This window comes from Prevotella sp. P3-92 (assembly GCF_002251205.1).
Lineage (GTDB): Bacteria > Bacteroidota > Bacteroidia > Bacteroidales > Bacteroidaceae > Prevotella.
In genome coordinates, this window is record NZ_NPJE01000013.1 from 1 (window position 1) to 12,489 (window position 12,489).

The 12,489-nt window shown below is 48.7% G+C and carries 14 protein-coding genes; 9 read left to right on the forward strand and 5 right to left on the reverse strand.

From position 1 onward, the window contains the following. The 3 genes from CIK93_RS13800 to CIK93_RS00995 form a co-directional block, all read left to right on the forward strand. A partial coding sequence (locus CIK93_RS13800) for a hypothetical protein (protein WP_216820885.1) occupies nt 1–266 on the forward strand: 266 nt, incomplete at its 5' end. A gap of 450 nt (nt 267–716) precedes the next feature. Next, nucleotides 717–896 (forward strand): hypothetical protein, encoded by a 180-nt coding sequence (locus CIK93_RS00990; protein ID WP_094446318.1) that lies wholly within the window; start codon nt 717–719, stop codon nt 894–896. Between the two features lie 305 nt (nt 897–1,201). After that, nucleotides 1,202–3,505 (forward strand): glycoside hydrolase family 2 TIM barrel-domain containing protein, encoded by a 2,304-nt coding sequence (locus CIK93_RS00995; RefSeq protein ID WP_094446319.1) that lies wholly within the window; start codon nt 1,202–1,204, stop codon nt 3,503–3,505. 359 nt (nt 3,506–3,864) lie between these two features. Here CIK93_RS00995 and CIK93_RS01000 read toward each other — a convergent pair whose 3' ends face one another. Next, nucleotides 3,865–5,022, reverse strand: coding sequence for a PAS domain-containing sensor histidine kinase (locus tag CIK93_RS01000; RefSeq protein WP_173815104.1), 1,158 nt, complete (start codon nt 5,020–5,022; stop codon nt 3,865–3,867). 376 nt (nt 5,023–5,398) lie between these two features. Between CIK93_RS01000 and CIK93_RS01005 the strand changes: the two genes are divergently transcribed. The 6 genes from CIK93_RS01005 (at nt 5,399) to CIK93_RS01030 (ending at nt 9,984) form a co-directional block, all read left to right on the forward strand. Further along, nucleotides 5,399–5,890, forward strand: coding sequence for a DUF177 domain-containing protein (locus tag CIK93_RS01005; RefSeq protein ID WP_336410091.1), 492 nt, complete (start codon nt 5,399–5,401; stop codon nt 5,888–5,890). A gap of 24 nt (nt 5,891–5,914) precedes the next feature. Next, nucleotides 5,915–6,103 (forward strand): 50S ribosomal protein L32, encoded by a 189-nt coding sequence (gene rpmF, locus CIK93_RS01010; RefSeq protein ID WP_094389495.1) that lies wholly within the window; start codon nt 5,915–5,917, stop codon nt 6,101–6,103. 5 nt (nt 6,104–6,108) lie between these two features. Further along, nucleotides 6,109–7,113: a beta-ketoacyl-ACP synthase III gene (locus CIK93_RS01015; RefSeq protein WP_094389496.1), complete on the forward strand. Its 1,005-nt coding sequence runs from the start codon at nt 6,109–6,111 to the stop codon at nt 7,111–7,113. Nucleotides 7,114–7,238: 125 nt separating this feature from the next. After that, nucleotides 7,239–8,120, forward strand: coding sequence for a GTPase Era (gene era, locus CIK93_RS01020; protein ID WP_094439582.1), 882 nt, complete (start codon nt 7,239–7,241; stop codon nt 8,118–8,120). 108 nt (nt 8,121–8,228) lie between these two features. After that, entirely contained in the window at nt 8,229–9,542 is a 1,314-nt protein-coding gene (der, locus tag CIK93_RS01025) for a ribosome biogenesis GTPase Der (protein ID WP_094435420.1), read from the forward strand. A gap of 13 nt (nt 9,543–9,555) precedes the next feature. Next, on the forward strand, nt 9,556–9,984 hold the full coding sequence (locus CIK93_RS01030; protein ID WP_094389498.1) for a hypothetical protein: 429 nt from the start codon (nt 9,556–9,558) through the stop codon (nt 9,982–9,984). Between the two features lie 77 nt (nt 9,985–10,061). On the opposite strand, the gene CIK93_RS01035 is transcribed toward CIK93_RS01030, so the two are convergent. From CIK93_RS01035 to CIK93_RS01050, 4 genes are read right to left on the reverse strand one after another with little or no spacing between them, the layout of a single operon-like run. Continuing rightward, a complete protein-coding gene (locus CIK93_RS01035) occupies nt 10,062–10,943 on the reverse strand; it encodes a hypothetical protein (RefSeq protein WP_094446320.1) in 882 nt (293 codons plus the stop codon). 26 nt (nt 10,944–10,969) lie between these two features. Further along, complete coding sequence (locus tag CIK93_RS01040) at nt 10,970–11,398, reverse strand: hypothetical protein (RefSeq protein ID WP_254046574.1); 429 nt, start codon at nt 11,396–11,398, stop codon at nt 10,970–10,972. A gap of 22 nt (nt 11,399–11,420) precedes the next feature. Beyond that, nucleotides 11,421–11,864 carry a hypothetical protein gene (locus CIK93_RS01045; protein ID WP_094446321.1) on the reverse strand — a complete coding sequence of 148 codons (444 nt, stop codon included), beginning with the start codon at nt 11,862–11,864 and terminating at the stop codon, nt 11,421–11,423. Next, entirely contained in the window at nt 11,861–12,352 is a 492-nt protein-coding gene (locus tag CIK93_RS01050) for an RNA polymerase sigma factor (RefSeq protein ID WP_094446322.1), read from the reverse strand. Before CIK93_RS01050 ends, CIK93_RS01045 begins: the two co-directional genes overlap by 4 nt. Nucleotides 12,353–12,489: the final 137 nt, after the last annotated feature.

A 12,489-nucleotide genomic window follows, 5' to 3' on the forward strand; every position in this document is an offset into this window, starting at 1 on the left:
CTCGTTCGTCTCTCGTTCGTTATTCGTTAGTCTATCGAAGACCGATCGAGAACCGAACGAGGAACAAGCGAAAAACGAACGAAAGAGCAACGAATGTCGGTCGAGAAACTATCGAAAACTCGACGAGTAGCCACCGTCATGGCTGGCTCATGGCTGGCAAAGTACCCTTCAGCAACCGCAAACCAGAAAAATGCCTTTTGCCTCAAGCCAGCCGAGGTGGAATCCTGCACTTCCTGTCCCACACCGAGCATTTTCTCGGCGAATAAAGCCATTTCGTCTATCCCGACGGATCCTATGGTCCAACCACGCCTAAACTCCCTCCACGGGCTTATAACGCCTTGTTGTTCCCCAAATAACCGACGGAGAGAATCCTGAGTCCACCCCAAAACACCCTACCATAAGCCCAACAACCCCATCTTTTAGGCTCAACCACAGGTCAAACCATAAAAATCATGTAAAGCCTTACAAGAACCCTCAATATTATCATTTTGTACAATGTGGGTATTGTAACTTTACAAACAAGACATAAAGTAAGTTTTAATATATTTACAGAACGATGGATTTTTGGCATCAATTCAATCCATTATTTCACGGAAGCCTTCTTTTGTCCAACTCCTCTTTGATGAAGGCATCATATCATGTCTGGATGATGTCGAAATCACAGAAATCACGGAAATCTTTTATCCACGGATCACACGGAGAACACGGATTTTTTAATGTCGCACAGAAATCACGAAAATCTTAAAATAATCTTTAACGAAAATCTTTTCTGTGTCATCCGTGTGCTCCGTGGATTACTTCTTGACGATGATGCGGAAGGTGGTGCCGTGATGGGGTTCGGTGGCTTTGACGAAGATGCGTTCCTTGCCACTACGAAGCTGGAATCTATGGTTTGAGCTAAAAGAGCATCAAATTGCTTCATAATCGAAAAAAATACTCTAAAAGCTGTGAGTTTCTCAGAATATTTTTATACTTTTGCAGTGTCAGAGTCTTATTTATTTATTTCTAAATCCAATACTAAATAGATATAATTTCTGACATTGCAAAATCCTGAGCGAATCGACACTTCTGCTTGTCAAAGCAAGTAACCGGCTGTGCCGCTTAGCTACACTAAGAACTTTTGTTGCTTAGGGGTTTATAAAAACATTAAATTATAGTATTACGGAAATTAGGTTATATTAATAAATAATTGACTAAAAAAATGAAGCTATCCTTATTATCAACAATTCTTTTCCTTTGCATGTCATCTGCAGCATGTGGGCAAAGTAAAAAAGACAGTTTTGATTTCAACTGGCGATTCATCGAACAAGACGTAAAGAATGCGCAAGACGTACAGTTGGACGATTCCAAATGGAAACGAATAAACTTGCCGCACGACTGGGACATATTCCATGCGCCCGCAAAAGACGCACCATCAGGCAATGACGGAGGATACTTCCCCGGAGGCATCGGATGGTATCGCAAGCAGGTGAAGGAATCAGAACTGAAAACAGACAAAGGCGAGACAATATGGCTTCATTTCGAAGGCGTGTATCAGAATTGCCAGGTGTATGTCAACGGTGAGCATGCAGGCGGTCATGCTTATGGATATACGCCATTCAAAGTCAACATCACTCCTTTTGTCAAAAAAGGCACCAACACCATTGCTGTGCGAGTGGACAACTCGCATCAACCTAACTGCAGATGGTACAGCGGTTCGGGCATATATCGCCATGTGTGGCTCGAAAAATACGATCAAAACAAGATAGACAATCCTGAAAAGCTGTTCGTGCGCACAGACAGCATCTATGGCATGTCAGGAGATGGTACCCATGCTGATTCAGCTACCGTGAGCATAGCATACGAGGGACGACAAACAGAAAAACGAGTGCTCAAAGATGTGGAGCTATGGTCACCGCAGCATCCTAAACTTTACGACATAAAAGTTGGACAGCTAACCATAAGGCATGGAGTGCGAGCTTTCAGTTATGATGCAAAAAGAGGATTCTTGCTCAACGGGCAGCCAACGCTCATCAATGGAGCCTGCGTGCACCATGACGATGGAGTCATCGGAGCCATGGCATACGATGCGGCAGAAATACGTAAGGTCAGGCTGATGAAAGAGGCTGGATTCAACCTCATACGAACATCGCACAACCCTCAGACACGAGCTATGCTCGATGCTTGCGACAGCATCGGCATGATGGTCATCGATGAGGCGTTCGACGGATGGAGGTCTGAAAAGACCAAGTACGACTACCACCTCGTCATCGACTCATGTTACAGGGAGGATCTTACCGCCATGGTGCTGCGCGACCGCAATCACCCATGTGTCATATCATACAGTATCGGAAATGAAGTCATCGAACGAAAGGACATACGTGTCATACACACAGCGCAAACTTTCAAGAATGTTGTGACATCTCTCGATCCAACACGTCCTGTCACAGAGGCACTATGCTCATGGGATAGCGACTGGGAGATATTCGACCCGCATGCGGCAGTGCTCGACATAGTGGGCTACAATTACATGATGCACAAGGCAGAAAGCGACCACCTGCGATGCCCCGAACGTGTGATGTGGCAGACAGAGAGTTATCCGCGCGATGCATTCGCCAATTGGAAACACACCTCTGAGCGTCCATACATCATTGGCGACATGGTATGGACAGGACTCGACTATCTCGGCGAGTCGGCCATCGGGCAGTTCCACTACGAAGGGGAACAACGGGGCGAGCACTACCAAGCCAAGCACTTTCCTTACCACGGGGCATATTGCGGAGATGTCGACATCACTGGCTGGCGCAAACCTATATCGCACTACCGCGACATGCTGTGGAACGCTAAGGATGGCTCTCCAGACATTTACCTTGCTGTGAAAGAGCCCGACAACTACCGCAACGGACATGTCACAGAAACGCTGTGGTCTGTATGGCCCACATGGGAGTCGTGGAACTGGAGCGGATGGGAAAACAAGACCATCGAAGCCGAAATATACACCAAAGCACCAAAGGTGCGCCTGTATCTCAACGATAGTCTCGTGGCGGAAAGGAATGTCAGCATGGCCTCACAATACAAGGCAGTCATCCCGCTGCAATATCAGCCAGGCACCCTTAAAGCTGTGTCGCTTGATGCAGATGGCAACGAAGTGAAGGAAAGCATACTGCGCACAAGCGGAATGCCTGCAGCCATTAGACTCACACCAGATCGCAAACAAATACACGCAAACGGGCAAGACCTTGCCTATGTCACGCTCGAGGTGACTGATGCCAAAGGAAATGTCGTGTCAGACGCAGACATCCAACTGACTGTAAGCGTGTATGGTAAAGCCTCGCTCCTTGCTGCTGCCTCTGCAAATTTGAAAGACATTGAGCCTAAGACCTCTGCCAATGTGACAACATACAAAGGACGAGCAATCATTGTCGTAAAGAGCGGAATGAATGCTGGCAAGGCCACAATCAAGGCATCATCCGCAAAATTAGGCGTATCAGGAACAACAGCAGTGTCTGTCATGGCACAAAGATGAACAATACCTCAAAAATGACATAGGGACAATTGACACGGGGATAGATCAATGTTGCCAATTTTAAGTAAAATAATAAACAAAAATCTTTCTCCGTGTTGTCCGTGTGTTCCGTGGATTTTTTTAGTTGCCTACGGCAAGATGTTTTGGAGTAGCGAAGACAGAGTGAGAGCTCGCTTTCACTATGCTGAGTCACGACAAAACAAACCATAGGTAAATCTTTGGAGGAAATCTTTAATAAAAATATGGCCTATGGCCAGAAATCTATCATTGGAATTTAGACGGAATTTATGCAGAAATAAAATCTTTAAAAAATCTCTAACCCATAACCCATAAACTAAACACTCCGTGCGCTCCGTGGATTACTTCTTGACGATGATGCGGAAGGTGGTGCCGTGATGAGGTTCGGTGGCTTTGACGAAGAGGCGACCGGCATGGTACTTCTCGATGATGCGCTTGGAGAGGGAGAGGCCGAGTCCCCAACCGCGTTTCTTGGTGGTGAATCCAGGGGAGAATATCTGCTTGGCGATGGATTTGTTCATTCCGCAACCGGTGTCGGTCACGTCGAGGATGATGGATGTGGGACGGTCGGTGAGGACGAGGGATAGGGTGCCTTCCCCCTGCATGGCATCGATGGCATTCTTACATAGGTTCTCTGTCACCCACTCGAAAAGGGAAGGGCAGAGGGGGACCATGACGGGATGGGAGGGGAGACTGACCTGAAATGACACATGCGATGAGGTGCGCTTGCGGATATAGGTGGTGACGTCGGTGAGGAGACGACAGATGTCGGTGGGCAGCAGCTCAGGAACGGCACCAATCTTGGAGAATCGGTCGGCGATGGTGTTGAGACGGGAGACGTCTTTCTCTATCTCCCCCACATAAGGGTCGGTGGGGTATTCCTCCTTGAGGATCTCTACCCATGCCATGATGCTGGAGATGGGGGTGCCCAACTGATGGGCGGTCTCCTTGGAGAGTCCCACCCATAGCTTGTTTTGTTCGGTGCGCTTGAAGGAGACGAGGGCGAGGATGGCTATGATGACAATGCCTCCCACAATACCGAGTTGGATGAGTGGCCATACGGTGATGCGGCGTATCATGGTAGAGTCGTCGTAACAGACGAGTTGGAAACCTCCTGGCTTGTTGCCGTCAATCTTGACGTAACGACCTGCAGCTTTCATCTGTTGTGCGCGTCGGGTGAGTTGCGCGATGGTGTCTGCACGGTCGGTGGCTTGGATGCTGATGTTACGGTGGTCGGTGACGTTGCCGTCTTGGTCGATGACGATGACAGGGATATTGTTATTGTCTTCGATGACATGGAGCACCAGGGAGAGATCGGTGTTCTGGTCTGCATTGTTGAGGGTGTGGAGTGCATCCGACCATAGCTCCATGCGCTTGTATTCTTCTGCTGCGAGGTCGTTTGCCAGCCATTTGGACACCAGTAGTGAGGTCACTGCCACCAGTAGTGCGGCAGCGACAAGGGCAGTTTTGAATTGCTGTTGTCGGTTAATCCATGTCATCTTTAATATAACGCACGTGTATATATAATATTGTGTAGGCGTGGCTCTTTTTTTACCCTTAACCATCGTCGTGCCCTTGGATGTTAACTACGTGATTCCTTGGTTTCGTGTTTACTTGGGGAGATAAGGAATTTTGTGGAAATGCGTAAAAAACTGCGGTGACTTCTGAAGCGCTATTGATACGGTTAAGTTCAAGGTTAAAGTCAAAGTTACAGTGGAAAACAGGGGGAAATGTATGGAAATGATGAAGAAATGACGTTAAAAAGTGAAAAAAAAGAGTGAACTACTCTATAATTCATAAATAATTTGTACCTTTGCAGTCCGTAATAGTGCGATTATGTGTAGTTTAGAGACTTTCAAAATAGATCTGAAGGCAATGAAAACCGATGAAATGCATCGGGAGTACACCCTTGACGACGCATTTTTCAAGGCTCTCAACGCCTCGGAAGTGAAGGGCGGAGCATTGCATGTGTCGGTGTCTATACGCAAGGCAACCGGCTTTTTCGAACTCCAGTTTCATACCGAGGGCACAGTCACCGTACCTTGTGACTTGTGTCTTGATGACATGAGTCAACCCATCGTGACCGACAATATGCTGATTGCGAAACTGGGTGCGGAGACCAATACCGACGATGATGAGGTTGTGATAGTGGACGAGAACGAAGGAATACTCGACACGTCATGGCTCATCTATGAGTTTGTGGCACTTGCCATACCCATCAAGCACGTTCATGCACCTGGAAAATGCAATAGTGCGATGACGCAGAAGCTCGCTGAGCTGAGCGGTGCTGTCCGAAGCGGCAAAGAGGAGGCAAAGGAAGCAGACCCTCGCTGGGCCGCACTGGCGAAACTGAAATTAGAAGAATAACAAATGAAAAAAGATTAAAGCATTATGGCACATCCTAAAAGAAGACAGTCAAAGACCCGTACTCTCAAACGTCGTACCCATGACAAGGCAGTAGCTCCCACATTGGCAGTATGCCCTAACTGTGGCGCTTATCACATCTACCACACCGTATGCCCCACTTGCGGATACTACCGTGGTAAGATTGCTATCGTAATGGACGAAGGCGCTGAGTAAGAAAGATGGGAAAAATCAACGCAATAATCACTGGTATTGGCGGATATGTGCCCGACTACGTGCTCAACAATGAGGAGTTGTCGCGCATGGTTGACACCAATGACGAGTGGATTATGACACGCGTTGGCATCAAGGAGCGCCGCATCCTTACGGAGGAAGGTCTGGGCACCAGCTACATGGCACGTAAAGCAGCCAAGCAGCTGATGCAGAAGACCGGCGTAGATCCCGATACCATTGACGCCGTGATTGTAACCACATCGACGGCCGATTATAAATTCCCGTCAACAGCCAGCATTGTGCTTGGTAAGCTTGGCCTGAAGAATGCTTTCGCATTCGACTTCTGGGCTGCATGCTGCGGATTTCTTTATACGCTCGACGTGGCAGCGTCTATGATTCAATGTGGACGCTATAAGAAAATTATCGTGATTGGAGCCGACAAGATGTCGTCGGTGGTTGACTACAAGGACCGCGCTACCTGCCCGCTCTTCGGAGACGGTGCTGCCGCTGTGCTGGTAGAAGGCACCGAGGAAGAGAATATCGGTGTGATGGACTCCTACTTCCGTGCTGACGGTAAGGGACTTCCGTTCCTGCACCTGAAAGCCGGCGGTTCAGTTTGTCCTCCAAGCTATTTCACCATCGATCACCGGTTGCACTACCTCTATCAGGAGGGACGCACCGTGTTCCGCTATGCTGTGACCAATATGAGCGATGACTGTGCCCTCGTGGCAGAGCGCAACGGACTGAACAAGGACAACATCCAGTGGGTGGTTCCTCATCAGGCAAATATGCGCATCATCGAAGCTGTTGCCAAACGCCTCGAGCTTCCTATGGATCAGGTGATGGTCAACATAGAACACTACGGCAATACTTCTGCCGCCACTATCCCCTTGGCACTCTGGGAAAACGAAGCCAAACTGAAGAAGGGAGACAACATGATCTTCACTGCCTTCGGTGCAGGATTCGTTCACGGAGCAAGCTACTACAAGTGGGCTTACGACGGCGCGAAATAATACACGTCAAGACCCTGACGGGGGCTGTTGAACCTAAGGGCTCAATGGCTCCCGTCGGTTTCTTCATAAACTGAAATGGACCCATCTGCGGTCCGCACCATCCATCCACAAAGAAACTACAACAGATGCACAAGGCAGGATTCGTAAACATAGTAGGCAACCCCAACGTGGGAAAATCGACGCTCATGAACCAACTCGTGGGTGAACGCATCAGCATCGCTACCTTTAAGGCACAGACCACTCGCCACAGAATCATGGGTATTGTCAATACAGACGATATGCAGATTGTGTTTAGCGATACACCAGGAGTGTTGAAACCCAACTACAAACTGCAGGAGTCGATGCTCGCCTTCTCGGAATCGGCATTGCAGGATGCTGACGTGCTGCTCTATGTGACCGATGTGGTGGAGAACCCAGAGAAGAACATGGATTTTCTGGAGAAGGTGCAGAAGATGAAAATCCCTGTGCTGCTACTCATCAACAAGATTGACGAGAGCGACCAGAAGACGCTGGGAGACATCGTGGAGAAATGGCACACGCTACTGCCTAACGCAGAAATTCTGCCCATCTCCGCGAAAAACAAGTTTGGAGTGGATATGCTCCTGAAACGCATCAAAGAACTGTTGCCCGACTCACCGCCCTACTTCGACAAAGAGCAGTTGACCGATAAACCCGCTCGCTTCTTCGTTTCGGAGATTATCCGCGAGAAAATCCTGCTCTACTACGATAAGGAGATACCCTATGCAGTGGAGGTTCGCGTGGAACGCTTCAAGGAGACAGACCGGAATATCCATATCAATGCTGTGATCTATGTGGAGCGCGACAGCCAGAAGGGCATCATCATCGGCCACCAGGGTGTGGCGCTGAAGAAAGTGAATACCGAGGCTCGCAAGGCATTAGAGAAATTCTTCGGCAAACCCATCTTCCTTGAAACCTTCGTCAAGGTGGATAAAGACTGGCGATCATCGCAACGCGAACTCGACTCGTTTGGTTATAATCCGGAATAAAAAAGAATTCGGAAAAGACAGTCGATACCCCCTCTTACCCTATCAGCAAGAGGCCCTCACAAGGCCCATGTACAACAAAAAACAGAAACAACAAGAGCAAAAACAGATATGGCAAATTTAGTAGCTATCGTTGGACGCCCTAATGTGGGCAAATCCACACTTTTCAACCGTCTGACCAATACCCGCCACGCTATCGTCAGCGATGAGGCAGGTACCACACGCGACCGACAGTATGGCAAATGTGAATGGAACGGACGCGAATTCTCCGTAGTAGATACAGGAGGATGGGTTGTCAACAGCGACGACATCTTTGAGGAAGAAATCCGCAAACAGGTGCTGGTGGCTACCGAAGAGGCTGACCTCGTGCTCTTCCTCGTAGATATCCAAAACGGACTTACCGACCTCGACGTGGATGTGGCAAATATTCTGAGACGTTCGAAACTGCCCGTTGTGCTCGTAGCAAACAAGGCAGACGACGGTAAACACCTCTACGACCAGTATGAGTTTTACAGACTCGGACTGGGCGACCCCTACTGCGTGAGTGCAGCAACGGGTTCGGGAACAGGCGACCTGCTTGACCTCGTGGTGTCGAAACTCTCTACCGATGAGATTGACGACGTGGCAGACGGAACGCCACGCTTCGCCGTGGTGGGCAGACCTAATGCCGGTAAATCGAGCATCATCAACGCCTTTATCGGTGAAGACCGCAATATCGTGACAGATATTGCCGGAACAACGCGCGACTCTATCTATACGAAATACGATAAATTCGGATTCGACTTCTATCTGGTGGATACTGCCGGTATTCGCCGTAAAAATAAGGTGTCGGAAGACCTGGAGTTCTATAGTGTGATGCGTTCCATCCGTGCCATTGAGAACAGCGACGTCTGCATCTTGATGATCGACGCCACACGAGGCATTGAGGCTCAGGATATGAACATCTTCCAATTGATACAGAAGAATAATAAGTCGCTTGTTGTAGTGGTCAACAAATGGGACTTGGTGGAAGATAAGTCGCAGATAGCGGTGAAGACCTTTGAGAATGCCATCCGCCAACGCATGGCACCTTTTACCGACTTCCCCATCGTGTTTGCTTCAGCCCTGACCAAACAGCGCATCTTCAAAGTGTTGGAAACTGCCAAGCAGGTGTATCTGAACCGCACCATCAAGATAGGAACATCGAAACTCAACGAGGTGATGTTGCCACTCATCGAGGCGACTCCGCCACCCTCTATCAAAGGTAAATACATCAAGATTAAATATGTGTCGCAGGTGCCCAATACGCAGATTCCAACCTTCGTGTTCTACGCCAACCTGCCACAGTATGTGAAAGAGCCCTATAAGCGCTTCCTGGAAAATAAATTGCGCGACAACTGGACGCTTACGGGAACACCCATCAACGTCTTTGTGCGTCAGAAATAACACCGCAGAAACAATGAAACACATCATCACGATGATAACCCACCTGAAGGCGAAGCACCTCTCCGTGCTTTGCCTTCTCTGCTTGTGGCCACTTACCGCTTGCCACGAGGAACCTAATCCCGATGACCTTGCCCTGCAGGCTGCCAAAGGTTACTACGACGAACTCCTTGCGGGTAACTACGAGGCTTTTCTCAACGGTAAAGCCACTGCCGACTCTATGCCGCAGAACTACCGCAGCCAAATGGTTCTGGTTTATCGCAATTACATGGAGGAACAAAAAGAAAACCACGGCGGACTCCATCAAGTGACTGCCGTTCGTGCGCAACGCGACACCACCCTCCATTTTACACATGCCTTCCTCCTTCTCCATTTTGCCGATTCCACCAAAGAGGAAATCACCATCCCCATGGTTGAGGTGAAAGGACAATGGAAGATGAAGTAAGACGAAGAATATTATAAAATTGCCGGAAAGTGGATTGTACTTTCCGGCAATAATTATTGAGAGTGGATGGTGAGAGATTATAGGCAGAAACCGATGCCGATACTGGAGGTGTGGGCCTTCGGGCCTTGCCCTCCCTTGAATAATGGTGTGAGTCCTGTGGTGAAGCGAAACATGAAATCACCACATCCCATGTAGGCTTCAAAATTGACTCCTGCTGTGTGGATGCTCAGATCGCGTGCGGAGTTGAAGGTGTCGTGCTTGGTTTTGTAGCGTGCATGCTCTTTGTCGCGAAACTCAAACGAGAAACCAGCACCGATGAAAGCATCGCGACGACCAAGATATTGCTGGTATTCCAACATGACGGGGATGCGCATCGACCAGTAACTCATATAACTCTTGCGGATGCGTTCTTCCGCTTCAACAGGTTTGACGGTTGCCACATTATCCTCCATGAATAGCGCATGTCCGCTGTCGAAAGCGTGGCGTGTGTATCCCACCTGCATGCCTATTGCCAGTCCGATATTGTTCTGACGGTTGAAGGGGATGGCTACGTTGAGGGCGCCAATGCCAATTTCGTAGGAGTTGGAATTTTTTGTGTAGAGCGATTGGTCTGCAGAGAATGAAAAGGCATCGCTTGTCAGATAGCGGTAACCGAAATAGAAGTTGGCATTGTGTGCTTCGAATTTCTTACGTTTGGATCGTTCCCATGATGAGCGGAGGAAGGGAGACGAAACGTAGATCTGACTCACTTCCTGTCCATCGACGTAGGTTGTTTCGCTGATTTTCTTCAGTTCGTTGCCGTTGTTGTTATAAACGCCCACGGTTGTCGCTCCGTCTTTTTCGTTGACCACAATTTGTTTGTCGTTGACTACAAAGGTGGTGTCCTGTGCAGTTTCTGCCATTGTGCAGCCTGCTCCTATGATGGTGAGCAGTGCAGCAAGAAATGTCGTTTTTTCCATATTTTGTGTTTCTTTTATGATTCGTTTTATCGTGTGTAACAGAGTTTCATGATGTCGTCGGGCTTGATATTTCCCTCAATATAGATGAGGGCACCCCGTCCACCGGCAGCGTTGCTGAAGAGAATGTAGCGCTCCATGCCCGACGGAAGTGTGGGCATCATGTAGTATCCGCCTGTGATGTGTCCGTCTTCTACCACTTCACGTATTTTCTTCGCCCTTTTTCGGTCTGTTTTCAGCAGTGCGTCGATGGCCTTCCCCTGTGTCTTATAGGTCAGACTCTTATAGACGTGGAGTTGATAGCCCCGAAGTCGAGCATCGTACATTTCCACCATTTTGCATCCTTTCTCATGACCGTATCGGGTGAAAGCCCTGTCTATTTCGAGTCCGGTCTGTGCGTGGACGGTAAGCATTGATATGGTGGTCCATAATACTGTGAATAATAACCGTTTTATCATATCTCGTATCATTTTTACGTTGTCAGTTGATTTCATCGAGTGCGCCAAAGGCTTCCTCGTCGGTGATGGCTACCAGTTGCAGTGCCTGTTCAGCCTCTTGTTCCACGATGTGCTGATTGGTGGTGCGCTGTCCGTCAATCACGGCAAAGTTGCGATCTTCTTTTTCATCGGGCCAAAACAGTCCAGTAGCCAGTAGTAGCGATGCTGCCACAGCTCCTGCCAACCACCATTTCCTGATGTGGTGGAGGCTGATGGTTTTGTGTTTTACCTGTGTTTCGGCAGGCAGACAACTCTTTTCCGCTTCGCTATCGACGTAGGCAAAGAGGGCCCGCAGCGGTAGCCATTCGTCGGGCAAAGATTGTGCTGTGCGGAAGAAGTGGCGCAGTTGTCGCTCTTCGTCAGCTGTAGTCTCGCCGTTCATGTATCGGTCTATCAATACCTTCACTTTGTTTCTGTCGATCTTCATCTTATTGTCATTTTAATAAATTCCTGTCTGATAGTCTTTCGTGCCCTTGACAGACACTGGCGGATGTTTTCTGGTGATGCTCCCGTGATGGAGGCAATCTCTTCGGTCTCGTAGCCCTCGATGTCTTTCAGTCGTAGCACTTGAGCTTGTAGGGCAGGCAACCGATTGATGATTTCGCCTATGAGTCGCAGTTCGTCTTGTCGTTCCACATGTCGGGTGGTTTCTTCTGAGGATGGTTCTGCCGTTGGTCGCCCGTATTCCAATTGTTTGTGGCGTTGCTCGTCGATGGTTTTATGGCGTAGCATGTTCAGTGCCAGTGCCTTCGGGTTAGGGTGCCTGTCGAGTTGCTGGCGCATGCTCCACAGTTTGAGCATGACCTCCTGTACCAAATCTTCGGCTGAGGCGTCATTCCCATTCATGTGTTTAGCAGCTTCCATCAGTGTTGGTCGCAGCACAACGATGCGCTTGTTGAACTCTTCGAGATCCATGTTATTTCTTTCCGTGACTCATCTATATAACGTATGATGGGCGAGTTTTGTGACACGCGGGGTGGATATTTTTTTTGTTTTCTCCTGCGGCAGATATAAAAGTACCAAAAATTCAGTTTTCAAAAATATCCGACCAC